Below are 23471 nucleotides of genomic sequence, written 5' to 3'. Positions count from 1 at the left end.
TGCACACGCGGTACGGCATTGGACAGACGGCTTCGGGGGATAGGGTGAGTTTGAATCATTCGCACGCACACGCTCATGGACAGGGTCATGCGCATCACCACCACCACGGCGGCGCGGCAGCAGGCGGCCCTGGTTTCTACTGGCGGGTAGCGCTGGCGGCGCTGTGCGTCGTGATCGCATTCGCAGTGGCGAGCTTTATCCAGGTGCAGGCCGGCCAGGCGACGGTGGTGACGCGCTTCGGCGAACCGGTACGGGTACTGCTCGAGCCGGGACTCGCGTGGCGGCTGCCGGCGCCGATCGAGGCGGCCGTGCCGGTGGACCTGCGTCTGCATACGACGTCCAGCGGTCTGCAGGACGTCGGCACGCGCGACGGCCTGCGCATCATCGTGCAGGCCTACGTGGCCTGGCGCGTGCCGGCCAATGCCAACGACGTCGGACGCTTCGTGCGCGCGGTGCGCAACGAGCCGGACGAAGCGGCGCGGCAGATTCGCTCGCTGCTCGGCTCGGCGTTGCAGACCACTTCCGCCGACTTCGATCTGGCCTCGCTGGTGAACACGGACCCGAGCCAGGTGCGCATCGGCGCGTTCGAGGACGAACTGCGCCGCCAGGTGGACTCGCAGCTTTATCAGGCGTATGGCGTGCATGTCGTGCAGGTGGGCATCGAACATCTGACGCTGCCGGCGGTGACGCTCTCGGCCACGGTCGAACGGATGCGCGCCGAGCGCGAGACGGTGGCCGCGCAACGCACCGCGGACGGCAAGCGGCAAGCCGCGCAGATCCGCTCGGACGCGGATCGCGACGCGCGCATCGCGGTGGCCGATGCCAACGTCAAGGCTGCGCAGATCGAAGCGCAATCGCGCCAGGATGCCGCGGCGATCTACGGCAAGAGCTACGCGGGCAATCCGCATCTCTACACGATGCTGCGTTCGCTCGACACGCTGAACACGGTGGTCAACACCAATACCAACCTGATCCTGCGCACGGATGCGGCGCCGTTCAACGTGCTGGTGCAAGGGCCTGCGGGACTCGGCGTGACGCAGGCGCCAGCGCAGAGTCAGACCCAGACTCAGGCCGCAGGCGCAACGCAGCCGGCGGCGGCGAAAAAGGCCAGGCACATCCCATGAGCACGGCCGTGGAAACGCCAACGCCCTCGCTCGGACCCGGCGCGCAGGCTGTGCGCCTCGCGTTCTGGTTCGTGGTGGCGATCGCGCTGCTGGCGGCGGGCGTGTGGGCTACCTCGAACATCCGCCGCATCCCGGCGGACAGCCGGGCCGTGGTGATGCGCTTCGGCGCGTTCGTGCGCACCCAGGATGCTGGCTTGCTGGTGGCGTGGCCGCAGCCGTTCGAAACGGTGCTGCTGATTCCCGGCAGCGCACGCGTGCTGGAGGAGCGCATCAGCTCGCTCGACCGAGATCCGCGCGCGCGTGCCGCCGATCCGGCCGCCACCACCGAATCCAGCCAGACCCAGCAGTTGCCCTTGGGCGATGTGAGTTCATGGGGGTTCCAGTCCGACGGCTCGACGCCCGGGAACGCCGGCCCGACGCTGTCCGACGCACTGGCCGGTTCCGGCTACACGCTGACCGGCGACAACGGCGTCGTGCAGTTGAGCGCGACGCTGTACTACCGGGTGGTCGATCCGTATTCGTATGTACTGCAGAAGGAGCGTCTCGACTCGGCGCTGCAGCGTGTGGTGGCAGCGGCGGTGGTCGAGGTGACCGCGTCGCGCGATCTCGATTCGATTCTGGTGGCGCGTCCCGAACTGCTGTCGACCGATCAGCAGATGGCCGTCAAGCGCGAGCAGTTGCGCGGCGAGATGGCGCAGGCGGTGCAACGTCATCTGAATGCGCTGGCGGCAGCGCACGCGGGCCTCGGGATCGACGTCGCGCGCATGGACGTGCAGGCGCAGTTCCCGGCGGCGGCCGTCGATGCGTTCAACTCGGTGCTGACGTCGCTGCAAACCGCCGACCGCAATATCGCCGACGCGCGGACCGAGGCCGAGAACATCCGCCAGGGCGCGCAGCAGTCCGCCGACCAGATCCTGCAAAGCGCCCAGGCAAGCGCCACCGAGCGCGTCGCGACCGCGCAGGCCGAAACCACCACGATCTTGCAACTCGAAACGCCGCTCGACGCGAATAGCGATCCCGGTCTGCTCGCGCGTGCCTATCGCGACCGGATCCAGCAGATCCTCTCGAAGGCGGGGCGCGTGACGACGATCGATCCACACGACGCATCGAGCTTGGTGCTGCCTGGGAAAATCCAATGAGCGCGCACATCGAACCGGTTGAGCGGGCTGAGCCTGGTGGGGCGGTTGATCCGGCCCATGCCGCGGCGCATGGGGCGCATGGCGCTCATGATGCGCATGACGCCGGACATGAACATGAACATGAGCACGACCACGGCGCCGGATCGGACACCCACCATTCACACGACGACGGACCGACCATCGCGCTGTCCGCCACGGAACGGCGCATCGTCACGCGGCAGATTGCGCTCGCCTTGCTGGCGGGCGGCCTGCTGGCGTTGTCGCTCGCATGGCGCTATTTCGCGCCGGGCGGCGCGCAACTTGCCGAAGTGCTCGCCGGACTCGCGTCGCTGCTGGTGGCGGGGCCGGTCTTCGCCGGCGCGTGGCACAGCCTGAAGTCGCCCAGCCTGCATGGCGTGACCGACCGCCTGATCGCGCTCGCGATGCTGGCGGCGTGGGCGATCGGCGACATGACGACGGCAGCCTTGCTGCCCATCGTGATGACCTTCGGACACGCGCTCGAAGAGCGCAGCGTGCTCGGCTCGCAGGAGGCGATTCGCGCGCTCGGCCGGCTGACCTCGGGCAACGTGCGGCGCGTGAAGGCCGACGGCACGCTCGAGGACGTGCCGTATGAGTCCATTCGCGCCGGCGACACGGTCGAGGTGGCGCCCGGTTCGCGCATTCCCGCGGATGGCGTGGTGCGCCGCGGCCGCTCCAGCGTCGACAACGGACCCATCACCGGCGAGTCGTTGCCGCTCGACGTCGACGAGGGCATCGCCGTGTTCGGCGGTGCGATGAATCTCGACGGCCCGCTGCGCATTGAGGTCACGCATGCGGGCGAGCAGTCGACGCTCGGCAAGATCATCGAGTTGCTGCAGCGCGCCGAGCAGGTCAAGCCGCCGATCACCCAGGTGCTCGAACGCTACATGGGCGCTTATCTGGCGCTGGTGCTGCTGATTGCGGCGATTGTGTGGTTCGCGTCGGCGAACTCATCGGCGATGCTGGCCGTGATCGTCGCCGCGTGTCCGTGCGCGCTGGTGCTCGCCGCGCCTTCCACGGCGATTGCCGGGATTGCGGTCGGCGCGCGCCACGGTGTGCTGTTCAGAAACGCGGCGTTCCTCGACCGGATTGCCGAGATCGACTCGCTTGTGATCGACAAGACCGGCACGCTCACGCACGGCGAACTGCGCGTCGCCGACGTGTTCACGCAACCGGGCGTAGCGCAAGCCGAAGCCGTTGCACTGGCGGCGCGGCTAGGGGCGGGCAGTGTGCATCCGGTGAGCCGGGCGCTGACGCGCCACGCCGCGGCAGCCGCGGGAGAGGAGGCAGCCCCGTTCGAACGCACGCGCGAACTGCGCGGTCTTGGGGTCGTCGCGGAAACGCCGGAAGGCACCGCGGTACTCGGACGCGCCGAGTTGTTGCGCGAGCACGTCGCCGCGTTGCAAGCCGCGCCGGCCTCGATCGACGGTCCTTGCGTGGGCCTCGCGCTCAACGGTCAACTGCTGGCGTGGTTCGGTTTTGCGGACGCCTTGCGTGCCGAAGCAGCCGGTGCGCTTGCCGAACTGCGCGAGCTCGGTCTCGTGCGGCAGACCCTGCTGACAGGCGATCGCGACGCGGTAGCGCAAAAAGTGGCCGCCGAAGTCGGCATCGATACGGTCGTCTCCCAGGCGCTGCCGCACGACAAGCTCGACTACGTGATGCACGAACTCGAAGCCGGACATCATCCGCTGGTGGTCGGCGACGGCCTGAACGATGTGCTGGCCATCAAGGCGGGCGCGACCAGTATCGCGATGGGTGAACGGGGCATCGACATTGCGGTGGCGTCCGCGGATATCGTGCTGCTCGGCGACGACCTGCGGCGCATTCCGACCTGCATCCGCCTCGGCCGACGCTGCCGCCGTACCGCGACCATCAACGCGGCGATCGGCCTGTTGTGGACCGTCGAGATCATCGCGCTGGCCGCGCTCGGTTTGCTGGGGGCCGTGTGGGTGGCGATCCTGCACAACGTCGGCACGTTCATCGTGATCGCGAACGCGGGACGGCTGCTGCGCATCGACGAGGATGCCGCATCGCAACCACGCAGAAAAGGTCTGGACGCCGATCCGCCGCGACCCATGACGCCGCATTGAAAAGCGGCGCCCGGCCGGCTTGAACGCTGCCGCTACGAGCGGTGCGTGGGTGAAGCGTCTCAGGTTTCGGCGACCGTCTTGCCGTGGAGAATAGCGGTGTCCAGTTCGTCGAGTTGCAGCAGCAAATCGTCGATGGAGCAGAGCTGGGTTTTGGTGACGTGATGGGTTTCGAGCAGGTCGTACAGGCGTTTGCGCCAGTACTCCGCAGGCAGGATGGGACCGCCGAAATCCCCGCACAACGACGGCTTCATCACGCGCGTGATGTGCGCGATGTCCTGATCGATCAGCGTAAGCATGTCCGCCCCCCGTGGTAGTTATACGTGGATTTGCGCCATCTTTTGTTTTGTCTAATTAATACTCTAGGTCAAATTCGTCGGATGACAAGCTGTCTGAATTGCGGGGGTATAGACCCTGATGGACCGTTGCAGGCGCGCGGTGGCCGGCAGCAACGCAGCGCGCCGTTATTAAGGAAAACCATGATGGCAACCTGCTGCGGAAGGGCTAGACTGTAACCAAACGTAACTAAGTGTTGCTAATCATAAGTACGGGGATGTTCAAACGGGGCCGCGCCAGACTGGGCGCACTGATGAGAACGTGGTGGAGTGAAGCCGCGCAGATGGAAATGGCCGCAGAGCAATCTGCGGCCATTTTTTTATTCGCTGACGGGGTGTGAGCGAGGTATTGGCTCGCCGCAGGCTATGCTGCAGCCGAGCCCGCCGGCACACCGCGGGACGGGTGTGCCTGAGCGTGTGCCTTAATGGCAGCGCTTTTCCCAATGATGATGGACCTTCACCTTGTGGCAAACCGGATGGTGATGATCGTCGGCGTAGGCCGGGGTGATGACGCCAACGGTGACAGCGGCGAGCGTGAGCGCAAGCAAAATTTTCTTCATGGGGGCTTCCTCGGTCGGACTGACCTGGTTGATGAACGGTCCGCTATCTTAGCCCGAGTGCCGTGACAACACTGTCAAGGAAATGCAAAACGTGTGTGGTTAGCGACGCAGCGTAGCGAACTGCTCAGCTTGCCTGCTAGTGCCCGTGTCCGCCACTGCTGCCGCCGCCCTGGAACGTGCCGCCGCCACCGCCACCGCCGCTATGACCGCCGTGTCCGCCACCGCCGTGCCAGCCGCCGTTGCCATGCCATCCATGGCCGCCGTGCCAATAGCCGCCGCCGTGCGGGTAGTAGCAGCAACCGCCGCCACCGCCGCCCCAGACGGTGACCGAGCCATAGGCCGGCGCATAGCCGTAGCCATATCCATAACCGTAGTCCGGATAGTACGGTTGATCGTAGTATGGATAGCCATAACCCGGCGCGACCGCACAACCGGCCAGAGCCGCCGCCACCCCGAGCGCCGCAATCAGGCGAAGCATGATGTTCTCCCTCGATATGCTTAAGAAAGAACTGGCCGCATCAAGTTCCAGCGTAATTGTGTCCTCCGTTTACCGAAACAGTGATTGATCGATACTTCTGACGTGAGCCGCGCGTCGTCATGCATAGCGGCGCTTCAGACGCGTTGCCGCTGAAACGCCTCCGTACGCTCGCAGCGGCGTTTTCGTTTCATCGCATCAAATGCATTCAGCACTCACGCTTCGAGCGCGAGCGTCGCGAAAGTGGCGAGCCAATGTTCGCCCATGTAGTCCCCGGCCACATGCGCAAGCGCGCTGTCGAGATGGACTTCGGCGGCTTCGTTGAGCAGTGCGCGGCGCGCGTCGTCGGCCGGCAGCGCGCGGGCGAGCGAACGTTGACACCACGCGCGGCTCAGATTCAGGCCGTCGAGGTGGGCGATCTTGCCGTCGCTGCGATCGGCCACCGTCACCGGGACGAACAGCGTGGCCGGCTGGCGCGCGGCGAGCTGCGGCAGGAACGCGCCGAACCAGTCGACGAACTGCCCGGCCGGCAACACGCGGCGCATCAGTTCGGCTTCCATGAGCGAGGGCGAAAGGAATTCATCGCCCGCCGGCTCCCACGCCTGACAGGCCACGTCATTCAGAAACCAGCGCTGCGATGTCTCTACGACCAGCGCCGCCAGCGATTCGCGCGCTGTCTGCCGCGCGAAATCGAGCGTCAGGGCGAGCGCGAACGCCATGTTGAAATGCGTGCCCACGCGCAGCGGATAGGTGGCCTTCGGCAGGAACTCCTCGAAGCGCTCGACGAACGCATCTGTTAGCGGTGCGAAGGTTTTGCCCCAGCGAGCCGCCTGCGGCAGTGTCAGCGCGTCGATTTGCGCCGAGAGCGCCAGCAGCCAGGCCCAGCCGTACGGCCGCTCGAAGCCGCGATTGTGCGGCAGGTCGAGATAGGCGCGCTCGCCGGCCACGTTGGCCTCGGTGAAGTGCTGGTCGACCACGGCGACGATGCGCGCGGCCTCGGGCAGATCGGGAAAGCGTTCGAGCAGATGGAGGATCAGCCAGTAGCCATGCACGCACGAATGCCAGTCGTAGCTGCCGTAAAAAATCGGATGCAGCGCACGCGGTCCCAGCACGTCTTGCGGACCGTCCAGCGAGTGAGTCAGCTTGTTCGGATACTCACGTGTGAGGTGATCCAATGCCAGACTGGCGAATTTCGATGCGATAGCGGAAGTGAGTTGAGCGGTCATCGGCGGCCTCGTCGGGAGCAGGTCAAAAGCGGAATACGAAGAGATACATCAGGACGGTGTTGACGATCAACAGCAGCAACGCGGTCGGCCATTGCGCCTTGATCACGCCATTCTGGTCTTTCAGTTCGAGCAGGGCGGCGGGCACGATGTTGAAGTTGGCCGCCATCGGCGTCATCAGCGTACCGCAGAAGCCGCACAACATGCCGATTGCGCCGAGGATCGCCGGATTGCCGTGGAACTGATGAACGATCAGCGGCAGGCCGATGCCCGCGGTCATCACCGGAAACGCGGCGAACGCGTTGCCCATGATCATGGTGAAGATGGCCATGCCGAAGGTGTAGGCGGCCACTACGGCGAAAGCCGAATCGAGCGGAATCCACGCTTTGACGAGTTCGGACACGACGTGGCCGACGCCCGCTACCGCGAACAGTGCGCCGAGCGCCGCGAGCATCTGCGGCAGAATCGCGGCCCAGCCGACGGTGTCCATCGTATGCCGTGCATCCTTGAGCGCATGGATCGGCGAATCGCGCAGCATCGCGAGCGCCGTGCCGAAGGCGACCAGCGTGCCGAGCACGAGTGCAATCAGCGTTACGCTCTTCGGATCGACGAACGGCACATATTTAAGCGTGAAGGTGCCGAGCAAGGTGACGAGCGGAATCAGCAGCGCCGGGACGAACAGCTTGTTGCCGAAGCGTTGTGCGTTCGCCTCGCGACGGGTTGCCGCCGCGGCGCTGGCGCTATCCGGATTGCCTTTGCCGAGCTTGCCCGAACCGGCAATCAGCGCGAGTGCGATGGCGAGGCAGCCGGTCACGAAGTGCGGCAACTCGGCGCCGAACATGAACGTGATGGCGTAGATGCCCCAGAACAGAAAGTTGACGACGCGGCGCGGATTCGAGCGGTCTTGCAGACTGAACAGCGCAAAGGCGGCGAACATCAGGCCGGCGAGGATGTACAGGGTCTCGAGCTTGATCATGGTGCGAGGCTCCGTCCATGGGCCTTCATCCGGTAGGACAGATTGCGGTCGAGCAGCATCAGGCGGGTGCAGTGGATGAGAAGTGCCGCCACCGCGGTCGGAATGGCCCACACGGAAATATGCAGCGGTTCGACCATCACGCTGTTCTGTTCGAGAAAGCCTTTGATCAGCAAAATGGACTGGATGGCGATGAAGATGTCTTCGCCGAAGAACACCGCGATGTTGTCGACGGCCGAGGCGTTGGCGCGAATCTGCTGGCGCACTTCATCGGGCAGCTCGCCGTAGCGGTTCGCGGCGGCGGCTTCCGCCATCGGCGCAATCAACGGACGCACCATCTGCGCGTGACCGCCCAGCGAGGTCAGTCCGAGCGCCGCGGTGATCTGGCGGATCACGAAGTACAGCATCAGCACGCGGCCAGTGGTGGCCGCCTGCAAGCGGGAGATCAGATGCCGCGCCTGTTCCTTCAAACCATTGCGTTCGAGCAGGGCGATCACCGGCAGCGTCAGCCAGATGAGGCCCATATAGCGGTTCTCGGCGAAGGCCTTGCCGAACGCGCTAATGATCTCGACCGTGTGGAGGCCGCCGGCCAGCCCGGTTGCAAGGCCCGCGATGGTTACGACCAGTAGCGCGTTAAAGCGCAGCGCGAAGCCGATCACGACGATCGGTATCCCTATCAGAACCAGCATGTTTCCTCCCGTGTCGCTGTGTGGCGGTGACGCGCGCCGGCGGGACGCGCATCGTGCGAAGCCGCCGGCTATGTGAATCGCATGAAACGCGGCGAGGCAATCTAACACGATAAATTATCGATAAATAGTCAATAAAGTGCGGTTTCAGGGTAAACGAGGGGGAGGTAGGGCGGTTCGGCATGTCGCGCGCCGGCATCCATATAAATACGACCTCGTCACACGGTCTTGCTGTTGCAATGGACTGGCGCCTCTTCTCTCTTGAGCGGGGCGCGTTCTGCGAAGGCGAATTTTTCCTTCTACATCGATAAGGATGGCGAAATGAATGTCGAGCCAGCAACTGCAGTAACCGGCCTGCCGGAACCTGGCGCAGCGAGGATGGCAAACCAGGCGGCGATGGCAATGGAATTTCTTTTCCTGGCGCTAGATAAGCAAAGTTTGCGTTACTTCGCTACAGTACGTCTTGTCTCGTTGTCGGGCTGTTTATCCGGTAATCAGGGGAACGCACTTGAAAAGTGATTTACGGACCTTGGATTCTGCTTACGAAGAGATTACGCATTCCCGGTCGCGGCGCGCGGCGAAGGGTGCGCTCGCGTTCGTCGTCGCCACGTCCCTTGCGGCGTGCATGGTCGGACCGGACTATCGCAAGCCCGCGCTCCAGGTACCGGAGGGATTCAAGGAGGGCGTCGACTGGCAGCGCGCCGAGGTGAATCCGCAGGCTGCGATCTCGAGCACATGGTGGCGCATGTACGGCGACGATCAGCTCAACGGTCTCGTCGAACAGGCGTTGCGGGCCAACCAGTCAATCGCCTCGGCGGAAGCCGCCTACCGGGTCGCGCTCGCGACCGTGGAAAGCAGCCGGGCGAGTCTGTTCCCGGTCGTCACGGCCGGCCTCTCCGGCGCGCGTTCCGGCGGCAACCTCGCCGGGCTCGAGGGGAGCGGCACCAGCTCGACCTCGGTGCCGGCCTCCAACAGTGTGATTGCCAGTGGAACCGTGAGCTGGGAGCTGGACCTGTGGGGCGAGGTACGGCGCGAGGTCGAGGAAGCGAAAGCGAATGCCGAGGCGTCGGATGCGCAGCTTGCCGGCGAGCGCATTTCGATCGCGGCCAGCGTGGCGACCGACTACTTCCAGTTGAGACAGGCCGACTACGACATCCGCGCGCTGCAGGAACAGCAGGACATCTACGGCCGCATCCTCGTGATGACGCAGACCGGGCTCAAGGAAGGCTTCGCGTCGAACGACGACGTGCTCAACGCGCAGGAAAACCTGCAGACCGTGATCGCCGACCTGCAGACCACCGAAACCACACGCGAGCAGGATGAGCACGCCATCGCCGTGCTGACCGGCACGCCGCCGGAGTCGTTCAGCATCGCACCCGATCCCGACTATCGCTTCCCTTCGCCCGACGTGCCGCCCGCGCTGCCTTCGCAACTGCTCGAGCGTCGCTATGACGTGGTCAGCGCCGAGCGCACGGCGGCGGGGGCCAATGCGAGCATCGGCGTGGCCGAAGCCGCGTACTTTCCAACGCTCACGCTCTCGGCCGAGGGCGGCTTTGCGCACAACACGTTCGCGCAACTGTTCACGGTGCCAAGCCGCTTCTGGACGCTCGGCCCTGCGCTCGCCGGGACGATTTTCGACGGCGGCGAGCGCACGGCCGCGGTGCACAAGGCGCGCGCGACCTACGACGAAGACGTCGCGACCTACCGCAATACCGTGCTGACGGCGTTCCAGAGCGTGGAGGACAGCCTGTCGTCGATGAACCATCTGCGGGCGCAGGAAGAGGCGTTCGCGAGGGTGCTCGACAGCAGCAGCCGGCTGTTCGCGAGCCAGCAGGCGCAGTTCAATGCCGGCGCGTCCAGCCAGCAGAACGTGCTGACGCAACGGCTGACGCTGATTCAGGCGCAAGAGAGCGTGCGGGATACGCAGGCGCTGCTCGCCGAAAGCAACGTCACGCTCGTCAAGAATCTTGGCGGTGGGTGGCAGGGCAATGACGCCGAGATGGCGTCGGCGCCGGCCGCCGCTTCATCGCCCGCTTCGAAAACGGCAACACAACCTGTCCCGGCGCGGTCAGCCGACTGACTCACACGCTGTTCCACAGGATCCGGCATACCGCCCAACCGCGCATGCCGGCCTCAAGCAAGAACGGAGTTCTCATGAAGTCACGTCCTCAGCGCGCGTCGCTGTCGTATCTGTGTCTGATCGTACTCGCCGCCTGCTCGAAACCCGCGGCGCCGCCTCCGCCACCGCAGGTCGCGGTGGTGACGGCGCATATGCAGTCGGTGCCGCTCGAGCGGCAATTCGCCGGCCGGCTTTCGCCTTACTACAGCGCGAATGTCACGGCCCGCGTGTCGGGCGTGCTGCTGCGGCGCAATTACACGGAAGGCTCGCCGGTTCGCGCGGGGCAACTGTTGTTCGAGATCGACCCGGTCGTGTACCGCGCGCAGCTCGATAGCGATCTCGCGCTGCTGGCCGAGGATCAGGCCACTTACGTCAACGACCACATCACGGCCGTGCGTAACCGCAAGCTGTTGCCGGTCGGTTCGGTCTCGCAGCAGACCGTCGACAATTCCGATGCTGCCGAACGCAGCGCCGCGGCCAAGGTCAAGGCCGACGAGGCGACCGTCGAGAGCGCACGGGTCTCGCTCAATTACACGCGCGTGACCGCGCCGATCAACGGTATCGCCGGACAACAGCAGGTGACGGCGGGTGCGGTGGTCGGCAGCAGCACGTCCGACACGGGCGGAAGCGGCACGCTGTTGACGACGGTCCAGCAGATCGACCCGATGTACGTGAACTTCACGATCAGCTCCGCCGATCTGGCCACGCTGCAGGATTCGCAGAGCGCCGGCTCGGTCGATCTGTCGCAGCAGAACCGCACCACGGTGCAGATCGCGCTGCCGAACCGGGCGGAGTACGGCACGGCGGGCACACTCGATTTCTCCGACGTGACGGTGAACGCGGCAACCGGCTCGGTCAATCTGCGTGCGCTGGTTGCGAACCCGCAGCGGCGTCTTCTGCCGGGCATGTTTGTGACGCTGACCGTCAATTTCGGTCAACGAAACAATGTATTTCTGATTCCACAGCAGGGCGTGCAGCGCGACACGGTCGGCGCGTATGTGTTCGTGGTCGGCGCGGACAACAAGGTGGCGCGCAAGGACGTGGTGGCGAACGACAGCCTCGGCAGCAACTGGGTCGTGACGCAGGGGCTGGCGGATGGCGACCAGATCATCGTGACGGGTGTGCAGATGGCGCGGGAAGGGGCCGCGGTGAAGACCGTCGCGTGGCAGCCGCCTGCGGCAGAGTCGGGAGCGTCCGCAGCAGCGGCCGGGTCGGCAGCGTCCACGGCGCCGGCCGCGTCGAGCCCGGCGTCCGCGCCGGTTTCCACAGCGTCAGCGGCTTCGGCCGCCTCGGCGCAGTAGGAGACCGCACATGCCGAGTTTTTTCATCAACCGTCCCGTCTTCGCCTGGGTTATCGCGATCCTGATCTGCCTGTTCGGCATCATCTCGGTGCACAGCATGGGGATCGATTCGTACCCGGACATCGCGCCGCCGGAAGTGACCGTCACCGCGCAGTATCCGGGCGCGAGCGCCCAGACGATGGAATCGACGGTGACCCAGGTGATCGAGCAGCAGCTCACCGGCATCGACAATCTGCTGTATTTCAGCTCGACGTCGAGCTCGAATGGCCAGACGCAGATCACCCTCACGTTCGCGACCGGCACCAACCCGGACATCGCCCAGGTGCAGGTGCAGAACAAGGTCACGCTCGCCCAGCCGCTGCTGCCTTCGCAGGTCACGCAGCAAGGCGTGGTGGTGGCGAAGGCGAGCCCGGACATCCTGATGTTCGTCGCGCTGCAATCGGACAATGCGGCGATCGACGCCGGCCGTCTCTCCGATATTCTCGCTTCGCAGATCCAGCCTAACATCGGCCGTGTGAACGGCGTCGGCAATACCACGCTGCTGGGCTCGGAGTACGCGGTGCGCATCTGGCTCGACCCCAACAAGCTGCAGAGCTACGGGTTGTCGACGACCCAGGTGCTGAATGCCGTGACCTCGCAGAATGCGCAGTTCGCGGCCGGCTCGCTCGGTGCGGATCCGGCCGTGAAAGGCCAGGTGTTTACGGCGAACGTGACGGGCGACAGCCTCTTTTCGTCGCTCAAGCAGTTCCAGGACATCATTATCGTCGCCAACAACAATGGCACCACGGTCAAGCTCTCGGACGTCGCGCGCATTTCGTTCGGCTCGCAGACGTATGGTTTCGCGCCGGTCTATAACGGCAAGGCGGCGGGGGGGATGGCCGTGTTCCTGCTGCCGGGCGCCAATGCGCTCGCGGTCGCGAAGGCGGTCAAAGCCGAGATGGCGACGCTGGCGAAGGATCTGCCGGAGGGCGTCACATGGAGCGTGCCTTACGACACCACGCCCTTCATTACCGCGTCGATCGTCGACGTGATCCGCACGCTTGTCGAGGCGATCGTGCTGGTGTTCTTCGTAATGCTGATCTTTCTGCAGAATCTGCGGGCCACGATCATCCCGACGCTGGTGATTCCGGTTGCGCTGCTCGGAACCTTTATCGGCCTGTCGGCGCTGCATTACACGCTGAATCAGTTGACGCTGTTCGGCATGGTGCTGGCAATCGGCATCGTGGTGGACGATGCGATCGTCGTGATCGAAAACGTCGAACGCATCATGACCGAGGAGCATCTCGAGCCAAGGGCGGCGACCCGCAAGGCGATGGGCCAGATCACCGGCGCCATCATCGCGATTACGGTGGTGCTGTCCGCCGTCTTCATCCCGTCCGCGCTGCAGCCCGGCGCGACCGGCATCATCTATGCGCAGTTCGCGCTGACGATCGCGGTGTCGATGGGATTCTCCGCGTTTCTCGCGATGTCGTTCACCCCTTCGCTGTGCGCGGCGATCCTGAGGCCCGAGCACGCGAATAAAAAGAACGCGTTCTACCGCTGGTTCGATCGTAGTTTCGAGTGGACATCGAGCAAGTATCTCGGCCACGCCGGCCGGGCCGTGACTCATGCGCCGCGCTGGATGATCGTATTCGTGCTGGTGGTGGTGCTGACGGGTTTCCTGTATACGAAGCTGCCGACCAGTTTCGTGCCGGACGAGGATCAGGGCTTCGTGCTTGCGCTGATCAATCTGCCGCCAGGCTCGACGCTGCAGAGCACCGATCATGTGATGGCCGAGGTGCGCGACAAGCTCGCGAACAGTCCGGTCGGCAAGGAAATCGTGGGGATTTTCCAGCCGGAGGGTTTCAGCTTTGTCGGCACGAGCGAAAACGTCGGCATGTCGTTTATCAAGCTGGCGGACTGGGACAAGCGTCACGACACCGCGATGACGATGATTCCGAAGATCAACCAGATCCTCCATAGCATTCCCGATGCGCAGATCTTTGCGGTGAACCTGCCGACCATTCGCGGTCTCAGCCAGTTCGGCGGTATCGACATGTACTTGCAGGCGCGTGAGGGCCAGTCGCGTGGTGAGCTTGCGCAGGCCACGGGCACGTTGCTCGCGGGGGCGACGAAGAGCCCGGTGCTGTTCGGGATCCGCCCCAACTCGCTGCCGAGCGCACCGCAACTGGACATCGCGGTGGACCGTACGCAGGCCGAAGCAATGGGCCTGTCGCTGACCGATGTCTACGACACGCTCCAGATGGAACTCGCGCCGTTTTACATCGACCAGTTCACCTACGGTGGGCGCGTGAAGCGCGTCTATATCCAGGCGGATGCGCCGTACCGGATGGGGATCGACGCGCTTCAGCATCTGTATACGCCGAGCCTGTTTTCCAGCAGCGGCACCAGCGCGAGCTCCAGCTCCAGCCAGTCGTCGAGCAGTGCGAGCGCGTCGAACGGCTTCACGACGCCCGTCGACCCGTCGCCCTCGAATACCTCGATCAGCCCCTACAACATGGTGCCGCTCTCCAGCGTGGTGAATACCAAATGGAGTTTCGGGCCGACGGTGCTGCCGCGCTACAACGGCTACTCGGCAATCGAGATTGTCGGTAATTCCGCGCCGGGTTATTCGACCGGGCAGGCGATCGACGTGCTGCAGAACATCGTCGATCGCCAGTTGCCGACCGGTTTTGCGGCCGACTGGACCGGACAGTCGTTCCAGGAACTGCTGTCGGGTTCGTCGGCGGTGACGCTGCTGTTGCTGTCGATCGTGGTGGTGTTCCTGTGTCTCGCCGCGTTGTATGAAAGCTGGTCGATTCCGGCCGCGGTGCTGCTTGTCGTGCCGCTCGGCATGCTCGGCATGCTGGCGTTCTGTCTGTCGTTCGGTGTACCGAACGACATCTACTTCAAGATTGGTCTCGTGACGGTGATTGGCCTCGCGGCGAAAAACGCCATCCTGATCGTCGAGTTCGCGGTGGAAGGGCAGCAACGTGGCATGACGCTGCGCGACGCGGTCATGACCGCGGCACGGCTGAGACTGCGGCCGATTCTGATGACCTCGATGGCTTTTATTCTCGGCGTGTTCCCGCTCGTGATCTCGTCGGGTGCAGGCGCGGCTTCGCGTCACGAAATCGGCACCGGCGTGATCGGCGGCATGCTGTTCGCGACCTTCCTCGGCTTGCTGCTGATACCGGTGTTCTATGTGGTCGTACGCCGGCTGCTTGGCGACAAGCTCGACGAGGTATCGCACAAGATGCCGCATCACGATGAGGACGGCGACGGTGAGGGCGGTCATGGCGGCACACCTGGTGGCGGGGGCGGCCACGACGGCGGTGGCGCGGGCGGTGCGAATCCTGCAGGGGAGGGCACGCCAGCCTAGCGAATCGATGCGCGCCCGGCACGGCGCGCTTCAGTCAACCAGCCACCGGCGCAGCGAGCTATGAAACGGACACGGCAACAGGCGCTGGACACGCGCAACCAGATTCTCGACGCGGCCGAGTGGGTGTTCGCCGAGCGAGGCGTCGCCCGTGCCTCGCTGGAGGATGTCGCGGTGCGGGCCGGGTTCACGCGCGGCGCGATTTATGGACACTTCCGCAACAAGGGGGAACTGTTCGTTGCCATGACGAACCGCGTCACATTGCCGATGGAGATGCTGGTGGGGGCGTCGGTCGATGCCGGAGAGTCGGATCCGCTCGGCAAGATCCGCCAGCTCCTGGTGTTCTGCCTAAGTAAGGCCGTGGTGGAACCGCACAGCCGCCGCGTGTTCGAAGTGCTGTTCACTAAGTGCGAGCACACGCGCGATACGGACCTTGTGTTCGATCGACAGCGCAACGCTGCCCGCAACGGCAGAAAGCAGCTTGAGCTTGCGCTGCGAAATGCGATTGGAAGAGGGCAGTTGCCGTCCGACCTCGATACGGTTCGCGCATCCGGTGTCGTGCATGCGTTTCTCGACGGCGTGTTGCGAGACTGGCTGCTGGAGCAGGATTCGATCGTCTTGCCGCGCGATGCCGAGTATCTGGTGGATGTGTGCATCGGCATGCTGCGGCATTCGGCTTCGTTGGGGGAAGGGGTTGGGGCGGTGCGGTCGGCTGGGTGACGTGGATGGGTCGTTTCCCGTCGCGTGCCTGGCCGACGCCGCTCACCCTCAGAGGTGTCCCTCGTTGTAAGGGGTACTGGATGACGCAACGTGTGTGTGGCTGGGGGCGCTTGATGACGCAGCGGCTATCTCACTGGGGGCGCTTGATGAGGCAATGGATATCCCACTGGAGGCGCTCGATGACGCAACGGATATCGCAGCCTCTGTGAGTGGTACCCATCCGGCAGCGTCATCCTTGTATATGTCCGGTTCTTTGACCTGTTGGTACGATAAAACGGGGTATCTAAAATATAATTTGTCGGCTTGAATCGGGGTCTTGGTCGTTGCCGCATCCTCTTGCGCGTGATCAAGCTTAGGTTTCGGGACATCCTCAAACTTGACGCGAAGGAGAAATACTCTATCTATTGTTGTGCGCAGGAGTTTGACATATTTCTCGAAATGCTCTTTAACGCCTTTTTCGGTAAGAAAATAAACGCGTTCGCTCGTTATTTGTTCTTCGGAATCTTCGATAGTCTGTCTGATTTTTATTGCCAATTTAAATAAAAAATGATTCTGGTATTTCGAGGTGTCGCTCTGATTTAATTTTTCAATTTTCTTTAACTCCTGGCTCACGACATTATGGGCCTTGATCTTGTCGACTTTTGTTTGCTCGATAGGATTTCCCTTCAGTGCATTGCCAAAATGCGCCAAACATTCTGTCCTGAATACAGATGCATCGGTACTGGCTAAACTTGTCGATCCAAAACGCATCTGATCTATACCAAATTGAAATTCGATCTCCAGCACCATCCCATGATTCTGTCTCCAGTGTAACGAATCGATAAAATGAGAGTCTGTCTGGAATTCAAGAAGGTCTTGAAATGGATAGCCCTCGTTTACGAAATACTTCAAGTGTGCCTTAAAGGCGGTCCAGATGTCTTTCGACTCCTTGTTCCGCCTGGTTTCCTTCGTCACGCCATCCGCCCCGGTTGTCTTGCGCAGTATTTTCGGGACCAGACCGTTTTCCTTGATCAATTCGAGATTTTCCACTTTCGAAATATGATAAAGATATGGCACGATCACTCTCCGTTATTTAAATAATAAGGTCATGGTTCATAGGCCCTCTTGCGCCCTTTACCCACGCCTGATCGAAACGCCCCTCCATCATGCCCGCTCCGACATGTAGCGTGCGGGCGGCGAGCCGAGGTTTTTGCGGAACATCGACACGAAGCTGCTTGCGCTCTCATAGCCAAGGTCGTCGGCAACCTGTTGCACGGATGCACCGGCGCCTAGCCATCTCACCGCCAGCATGAGATGAAGCTGCTGGCGCCAGCGGCCGAAGCTCATGCCCGTTTGACTGGCGAGCACACGCGCCAGCGTACGCTCGCTCATGCCCACTCTGCGCGCCCACGTCTCCATCGTGCCGCGATCGGCGGGATTGGCCGCAATCATTTCGACGATCTTGCGCAGCCGCGCATCCGTGGGCATCGGCAGATGAAGGTTGCCGATCGGCGCCGCCGCAATTTCATCCAGCAGCAGCGTGACCAGATGCGATTCGATGCCACCATCCGCATACATCATCGGCAGGCTGGCAGAGCGGATCAGCAGTTCGCGCAGCAGCGGCGTCGTCGAAAGGGCGCAGCACGTCGACGGCAGGTTCGACTCGACACTCGGGTCAATGAAGGCGACATAGCACTCGAGCGTGCCGGTGGCGACGAACTTGTGCACGACGCCGCCCGGCACCCAGATCGCGCTCTGTGGCGGAACGATCCATAAGCCGCCCTCCACCTCGCAGGTCAGCACGCCGCGCAGCGCAAGCAGCAGTTCGCCCTTGCGATGATGATGAAAATCCATTTCCTTCCGGTCCCGATACAAGGCAGCCGCTTTTTCATCGAGCGCTTTCATGTCGATGCCGGTCGCGCCAACCGTCACCACCGGACGAGGCACGTCGTCGGGATTCAGCCACTCGGCGGGATCGGACAGTTGACTGAGAACGGGCATGGCGGGGAACCGGGTGGGCGCGCAGGCCTGCGACGTGTCGATTGGCAGGAATTCCACATATTTTGGCTATGTTCCCTCATGTTGCCAAGCGCAAGCTTGTTTAGCATGCCAGTGGCACTAACGGATTGGTTGAACGGGACTGTCCCGGCATCCTCCGTCGACAATTTCCGAAACCCTTCAGGGCACACTAGACCATGGATTCGTTGAGCACCGGGCGCGTCGCCCATACCTTGCAGCAGATGTTTGCAGAAGCGGAACAAGCCGATCGCGCGTTGATGGCACAGTTCAGCGAGACCGACCACCCCGAGCAACTGATTGCCGACACCATCGCCGAACATTTCGCCGAAGAACGCCGAGACCTGCGCGGCTTCTATCACGGCTACGCAGACAACTTCCTGAACGTGACGCCGGCATACGGGCAATTCCTCTACCAATGCGCACGCGCAAGCAAGGCAACGCGGATGGTCGAGTTCGGGACGTCGATGGGGGTGTCCACGGTCTATCTGGCGGCGGCACTGCGCGACATGGGCGGCGGCCATCTGATCGGCAGTGAGCTGGAACCCGGCAAAGCGGCGCGCGCGCGTGCCAACCTCGAAGCCGCGGGTCTTGCCGATCTGGTCGACATCCGCGTCGGCGATGCGCGCGAAACGCTCGCCGATGTGCATGGCGCAATCGATCTGGTCCTGCTCGACGGTGCGTTCAGCTTGTATCTGCCGGTGTTGAAGCTGCTCGAGCCGCATTTAAAGAGCGGCGCGCTGATCCTCGCGGAGAATGCGTTCGATCATGAGAACGACTACCTGGACTATGTCCGCGATCCGGCGAACGGCTACCTCTCGCAGTCGATTCCGATCAACCCGGGCCGGGGTAATGAGTTCAGCCTCGTGACGCGCTGATCTGGCGAGGAGGTTCAGTAGACCTGATTAGTTCGTGCTTGCCCGAGCGCTCGAGATTTTCGCAGCAGCCGCGAACCGCGTTTCAGGAAGAAAGACCAGGCCAATCACAAACGTACAGGACGCGACCACGACCGGGTACCACAGTCCGTAGTAAATATCGCCCAGATAAACGATAAGGATGGTGATGAGCAGTACCAGCATCGGCCGATTGACGTCAGCCGGCGCGGCGGTCGCTGGGTATCCGCTGGACGCCAGCGCGTGCGTCACTTGCGCATTGAATGCCGCTGTCTGTGCCGCGAACTGCGAGCGCGACAGTCCCTTGCCGTCGACTGCTGAAATCACCTGCTCGCCTATGTGGATGGAGGCCACGGTGCCTGGCGGTTGTGCGACCGTACTGTATGGAACAGCGTTGCGCGCGAGCGCGGCTTTGGCCGAGTCGCAGGAACGGGTGAACGATGCGGTTCCAACGGGGTTGAACTGCAGTGAGCACTCTCCATGCGGCGCATATACCGTAACCGGGGCCATGGTGTGAGCCCGTCAGGATAACGGGCTTGCGTCCAATCCGGTCCGAAAGCCATCCAAAGAAAACGTAGAGCGGCAGACCAAGGACAAGCGCTATCGCAAGCACTTCGTTTGCAATCCGCCCGTCGACCTTGAGGGTTTGCAACAGGAAGAACTGAACGTAAAACTGACTCGTGTAAGCCACCACGCCCAAACCCGCGGTACATCCGAGTAGCGACAGAAGGACCGTCATGGCGTTGCGACGATTGCCGAAGGTGTCGCGCAACGGCGACTTTGATCGGGTTCCCTGGACCTTCATCTTCTCGAACTCCGGACTCTCTTTGAGCTTGAGGCGAATCCACATCGACACGCCCAGAAGCGCAATGGAGAACAGGAACGGTACCCGCCAGCCCCACGATGCGAACTGCTTTTCGCCGGTCAGGGTGCGGACGCCGAGAATGACGAAAAGCGAAAGAAGAAGCCCGCCTGTGCCGGTGGTCTGAATCCACGACGTATTGAAGCCGCGATTCGACGGCGTGGAATACTCGGCGACATACGTGACGGCGCCGCCATACTCTCCGCCGACCGCCAGTCCTTGCAGCAGTCGCAGCGCAATCAGTGCAATTGGCGCGGCCATGCCGATCGTCGCATACGACGGCAGCAGGCCCACTATGAACGTCGGCAAACCCATCAGGACAATGGTGATAAGGAACGTGTGCTTCCGTCCGCTCATGTCGCCGAGCCGCCCGAAGACCAGGGAACCGAAGGGCCGAACGATGAAACCGGCGGCGAATGCCAGCAACGCGAATATGAACGATGCGGTCGGATTGACGGCCGAGAAAAACTGCTTCGCGATAACGGTCGGGACCGTGGCTGAAAGAGGCCGACTGGGTGCTGTCCTGCGTAGTGGGGACCCAATCGCTTGAGGTCGCGACGCAGTGCTTCGGGTACATGCGGTGCGGCGCCTCGTTCGCCGACTTTACGACCGCCGCGCCCGACCTGAAGCGGCAGGCAGCGGCCGTGGCGGGAAACCCGACGATGCCTGCTTGCGGCCGGTTTCGCACTCTTCGACGCGGGCCTTTATCCCACGCTCATTACCGATCTTACGGTTGGCTCGTCACTCGACAGATCGGCCCAGCTAGGGATCAAGCTCTGGAAGCATCATTTCCGGCAGACCATCTCGAGAGCCGAAGTGCTCGCAGGGTTGCAGGCTTGACGCAGATTCATGGTGTCGCGCCGCTTGCATACTTGCGGATGCGACGGCTCAATTGCGGTCGGCCAGGACGAAGTCCGTGCCTGGCCGATCCCGTCTGCAACGTTAGCGAGATCGAGCGCTACAACAACTCCCGAATCCGGTGGTACAACATCCCGAGCTCGAGCGCCGGCCCACGTAACGCCGGCCCACCCGGAAAGCGCGCATGCCGCAGCTTCGCGAACAGATCGAATGCCGCCGTCTCTCCCGCAATCGCTTGCGCCACGACGCGCCCCGCGATCCCGGTCAGCGCCACGCCGTGCCCCGAAAACCCCTGCACGTAGAAGTAATTCGGATCGATGGAGCCAAAATCCGGCGCACGATTACGCGTGACGTCCACAAAACCGCCCCACGCGAATTCGACCCGCGCATCGGCGACTTGCGGAAACACGCCAACCATCCGCTTGCGAATCTGCTCCGACAACTGCGCGGGCGACGCACCCGTCGAACTGGCGCGTCCACCGAACAGCACCCGGTGATCGGCGGACACGCGGAAGTAGTCGAGAAAGAAATTGTTATCGCAGACCGCAGCGCGTCCCGGTATCAACGCAGAGGCACGCGCTTCACCAAGCGGCTCGGTAGCGACGATATACGAAGCGATCGGCGCGATACGCGCAGCAACGCCGGAAGGCAGCACGTTGCCGATGGTCGCGTTACCGCAGGCAGCGACAAAGCGGCAGCGCACTTCACCCGTAGCAGTCCGCACGACCGGCTGCGCACCGCGCACGACTTCAAGCACCGGAGAGTGCGCGAACAGCCGCGCGCCTTCCTGTCGCGCCGCCTCGGCCAGGCCGAGACAATATTTGAGCGGATGCAGATGCCCGGAAAACGGATCGTAGACGCCGGCCAGATAGCGTTCCGAGGCGACGCGCGCCCGGACTTCATCCGTATCGAGCCATGCGAGTTTCGGATAGCCCCAGCGCGATGATGCATCCTCCATCCACGAACGCAGGTCGGGCACGCGTTTCGGTTTGGTGGCGACGGTCAGATAGCCCGACGTGAAATCGCACTGGATGCCATACCGTTCGATGCGCTCGCGTACCAGCCTGACACCTTCCACCGACATCGCCCAGGCCGCGCGCGCACCCTCGAGTCCGAGTTGCTTTTCGATGACCTCGTCTTTCGCGAAACCCACCAGCGTCTGGCCGCCATTGCGACCCGATGCGCCCCAGCCGGGACGATGCGCGTCGAGCACGATGACAGACAAACCACGCGCCCGGCATTCGAGCGCGACGGACAAGCCGGCGAAGCCCGCGCCGATCACGCAGACGTCGGCCTCGAGCGTGCCCTCGAGCATCGGATCGTCGGCGAGCGGGCGCGTAACGCTCGCCTCGTAATAGGAGTTGCGGATCAGCGCATCCGCGCGGTGGTCGAGACTGTCGGTCATCAAAGCAGGTCCTTCATTCGATACCAGGCCATCGCGAGCACGAGGGCAGGGGTGCGCAGTGTAGCGCCGCCCGGGAAATCGCGGTGGCGAATCTTGCCGAACAGGTCGAAACGCGCGGCCTGGCCGTGGATCGCTTCGGCAATCAGCTTGCCGGCGAGGCCCGTGGTGTTGACGCCATGGCCGGAGAAGCCTTGCGCGAAATACACGGTTGGCGAGAGACGGCCGAAATGCGGCGCGCGATTCATCGTGATATCCACAAAGCCGCCCCACGCATAATCGACCTTGACGTCGGCCAGTTGCGGGAACGTCTTCAGCATATCGAGGCGCATCGCTTCGCCCAGATTGCGCGGCGCAAACGTCGAGTAGCTGACCTTGCCGCCCCACAATACGCGATTGTCGGGGGCGGCCCGGAAATAGTCGAGCACGAAGCGGCTGTCGCAGATCGCCGCCTGCGCGGGCATCAATGCCTGGGCACGGGCGGCGTCGAGCGGTTCGGTGGCGATCACATAGGTGCCCACCGGCATGATCTTGCGCGCCACGTCCGGCGCGAGCGCGCCGAGCCAGGTATTGCATGCGAGCGCAACGAACTGCGCCTGAACCTGGCCGCGCGCGGTTTCGATCACATGCCCGCTGCCTTCGCTACGCATGCGGGTCACGCAACTGTCTTCGAAAATCTGTACGCCGGCGGCACGCGCGGCGCGCGCGAGGCCCAGCGTGTAATTCAATGGATGCAGGTGGCCGCTGTCCGGATCGAACAGGCCGCCCAGGTAGCGGGTGGACTGCACATAGTGGTCGAGCGACTCGCGCTCGATATAACGGAAACGGTCGTAACCGAAGCGTTGTTGTGCCTCGTCACGCCACTCGCGCAATGCCGCGACATCACGCGGTTTATTTGCCGCATGCAGATAGCCGAACTGGAGATCGCAGTCGATCTGGTGCTTCGCCACGCGCTCCCTGACGATATCCAGCGTCTCGAGTCCCATCGCCCACATGCGTTTGACGTCTTCTGCAGGCATGTGCTTCGCGAACGTATCCATATCGCACGCAAAGCCGCCGATCAACTGGCCGCCGTTGCGGCCGCTCGCCGCCCAGCCGACTTTGGACGCTTCCAGCACCGCGACCGAATAGCCGCGTTCAGCGAGGTTGAGCGCAGTCGAGATGCCGGTGAGGCCGGCGCCGATCACGCACACATCCACTTTCAAAGGGCCGTCGAGCGGAGCGTGACGGGTTGTATCGTTGAGCGTCGCGGCGTAGTACGACGCGGCGTGAGGCTGGTTCGCGAAACGGAGCATAGGCAGAACACATGAAAAGCCGAAACGCGTTGCCGCACAGCGAGGCGC

General features: G+C 63.3%; 19 protein-coding genes and 1 pseudogene. 9 read left to right on the top strand and 11 right to left on the bottom strand.

Annotated features, from left to right (window positions below):
- The first annotated feature begins 44 nt into the window (after window positions 1-44).
- The 3 genes from hflC to P3T42_RS12965 are packed head-to-tail and all read left to right on the top strand — an operon-like array spanning window position 45 to window position 4371.
- Window positions 45-1124: a protease modulator HflC gene (hflC, locus tag P3T42_RS12975; protein WP_429306260.1), complete on the top strand. Its 1080-nt coding sequence runs from the start codon at window positions 45-47 to the stop codon at window positions 1122-1124.
- On the top strand, window positions 1121-2263 hold the full coding sequence (locus tag P3T42_RS12970; protein WP_074294885.1) for an SPFH domain-containing protein: 1143 nt from the start codon (window positions 1121-1123) through the stop codon (window positions 2261-2263). Before hflC ends, P3T42_RS12970 begins: the two co-directional genes overlap by 4 nt.
- Window positions 2260-4371, top strand: coding sequence for a heavy metal translocating P-type ATPase (locus tag P3T42_RS12965; RefSeq protein WP_429306259.1), 2112 nt, complete (start codon window positions 2260-2262; stop codon window positions 4369-4371). Before P3T42_RS12970 ends, P3T42_RS12965 begins: the two co-directional genes overlap by 4 nt.
- A 59-nt stretch (window positions 4372-4430) precedes the next feature.
- Here the strand turns inward: P3T42_RS12965 and P3T42_RS12960 are convergent, their stop codons facing one another.
- The 6 genes from P3T42_RS12960 to P3T42_RS12935 form a co-directional block, all read right to left on the bottom strand.
- Window positions 4431-4667, bottom strand: a complete 237-nt coding sequence (locus P3T42_RS12960) for a hypothetical protein (RefSeq protein ID WP_074294887.1) — start codon at window positions 4665-4667, stop codon at window positions 4431-4433.
- 458 nt (window positions 4668-5125) lie between these two features.
- Window positions 5126-5263, bottom strand: a complete 138-nt coding sequence (locus P3T42_RS12955; RefSeq protein WP_171991607.1) for a hypothetical protein — start codon at window positions 5261-5263, stop codon at window positions 5126-5128.
- 136 nt (window positions 5264-5399) lie between these two features.
- Window positions 5400-5741, bottom strand: a complete 342-nt coding sequence (locus P3T42_RS12950; RefSeq protein WP_429306258.1) for a hypothetical protein — start codon at window positions 5739-5741, stop codon at window positions 5400-5402.
- 212 nt (window positions 5742-5953) lie between these two features.
- Window positions 5954-6964 carry a DUF2891 domain-containing protein gene (locus P3T42_RS12945; protein ID WP_429306257.1) on the bottom strand — a complete coding sequence of 337 codons (1011 nt, stop codon included), beginning with the start codon at window positions 6962-6964 and terminating at the stop codon, window positions 5954-5956.
- A 22-nt stretch (window positions 6965-6986) separates the two neighbouring features.
- On the bottom strand, window positions 6987-7937 hold the full coding sequence (locus P3T42_RS12940) for a DUF979 domain-containing protein (RefSeq protein ID WP_429306256.1): 951 nt from the start codon (window positions 7935-7937) through the stop codon (window positions 6987-6989).
- Window positions 7934-8623, bottom strand: coding sequence for a DUF969 domain-containing protein (locus tag P3T42_RS12935; protein WP_429306255.1), 690 nt, complete (start codon window positions 8621-8623; stop codon window positions 7934-7936). The genes P3T42_RS12940 and P3T42_RS12935 overlap by 4 nt, the downstream gene beginning before the upstream one ends.
- A gap of 318 nt (window positions 8624-8941) precedes the next feature.
- Between P3T42_RS12935 and P3T42_RS12930 the strand changes: the two genes are divergently transcribed.
- The 5 genes from P3T42_RS12930 (at window position 8942) to P3T42_RS12910 (ending at window position 16118) form a co-directional block, all read left to right on the top strand.
- On the top strand, window positions 8942-9139 hold the full coding sequence (locus P3T42_RS12930) for a hypothetical protein (protein WP_143788273.1): 198 nt from the start codon (window positions 8942-8944) through the stop codon (window positions 9137-9139).
- A 10-nt stretch (window positions 9140-9149) separates the two neighbouring features.
- Complete coding sequence (locus tag P3T42_RS12925; protein ID WP_429306254.1) at window positions 9150-10700, top strand: efflux transporter outer membrane subunit; 1551 nt, start codon at window positions 9150-9152, stop codon at window positions 10698-10700.
- 74 nt (window positions 10701-10774) lie between these two features.
- Window positions 10775-12040 carry an efflux RND transporter periplasmic adaptor subunit gene (locus tag P3T42_RS12920; protein ID WP_429306253.1) on the top strand — a complete coding sequence of 422 codons (1266 nt, stop codon included), beginning with the start codon at window positions 10775-10777 and terminating at the stop codon, window positions 12038-12040.
- Between the two features lie 10 nt (window positions 12041-12050).
- On the top strand, window positions 12051-15401 hold the full coding sequence (locus tag P3T42_RS12915; RefSeq protein WP_429306252.1) for an efflux RND transporter permease subunit: 3351 nt from the start codon (window positions 12051-12053) through the stop codon (window positions 15399-15401).
- Between the two features lie 60 nt (window positions 15402-15461).
- Window positions 15462-16118, top strand: coding sequence for a TetR family transcriptional regulator (locus tag P3T42_RS12910; protein ID WP_429306251.1), 657 nt, complete (start codon window positions 15462-15464; stop codon window positions 16116-16118).
- A 48-nt stretch (window positions 16119-16166) separates the two neighbouring features.
- Here the strand turns inward: P3T42_RS12910 and P3T42_RS12905 are convergent, their stop codons facing one another.
- Window positions 16167-17174 carry a hypothetical protein gene (locus tag P3T42_RS12905; RefSeq protein WP_429306250.1) on the bottom strand — a complete coding sequence of 336 codons (1008 nt, stop codon included), beginning with the start codon at window positions 17172-17174 and terminating at the stop codon, window positions 16167-16169.
- Window positions 17175-17261: 87 nt separating this feature from the next.
- A complete protein-coding gene (locus tag P3T42_RS12900) occupies window positions 17262-18098 on the bottom strand; it encodes an AraC family transcriptional regulator (protein WP_429306249.1) in 837 nt (278 codons plus the stop codon).
- Window positions 18099-18292: 194 nt separating this feature from the next.
- Between P3T42_RS12900 and P3T42_RS12895 the strand changes: the two genes are divergently transcribed.
- Entirely contained in the window at window positions 18293-18991 is a 699-nt protein-coding gene (locus P3T42_RS12895; protein WP_429306248.1) for an O-methyltransferase, read from the top strand.
- A 27-nt stretch (window positions 18992-19018) separates the two neighbouring features.
- On the opposite strand, the pseudogene P3T42_RS12890 reads toward P3T42_RS12895, so the two are convergent.
- From P3T42_RS12890 to P3T42_RS12880, 3 genes and pseudogenes are all read right to left on the bottom strand, one after another.
- Window positions 19019-20372, bottom strand: a pseudogene (locus P3T42_RS12890) (MFS transporter); the annotation flags it as partial.
- A 454-nt stretch (window positions 20373-20826) separates the two neighbouring features.
- Window positions 20827-22131 carry an NAD(P)/FAD-dependent oxidoreductase gene (locus P3T42_RS12885; RefSeq protein ID WP_429306247.1) on the bottom strand — a complete coding sequence of 435 codons (1305 nt, stop codon included), beginning with the start codon at window positions 22129-22131 and terminating at the stop codon, window positions 20827-20829.
- On the bottom strand, window positions 22131-23423 hold the full coding sequence (locus P3T42_RS12880) for an NAD(P)/FAD-dependent oxidoreductase (RefSeq protein WP_429306246.1): 1293 nt from the start codon (window positions 23421-23423) through the stop codon (window positions 22131-22133). The genes P3T42_RS12885 and P3T42_RS12880 overlap by 1 nt, the downstream gene beginning before the upstream one ends.
- Between the last annotated feature and the right edge of the window lie 48 nt (window positions 23424-23471).

It is taken from the genome of Paraburkholderia sp. GAS38, from assembly GCF_050434965.1.
Classification (GTDB): Bacteria; Pseudomonadota; Gammaproteobacteria; order Burkholderiales; family Burkholderiaceae; genus Paraburkholderia; species Paraburkholderia phenazinium_A.
The sequence above is the reverse complement of the archived record's forward strand: the minus strand, read 5'-3'. Positions and strand labels throughout refer to the sequence as shown.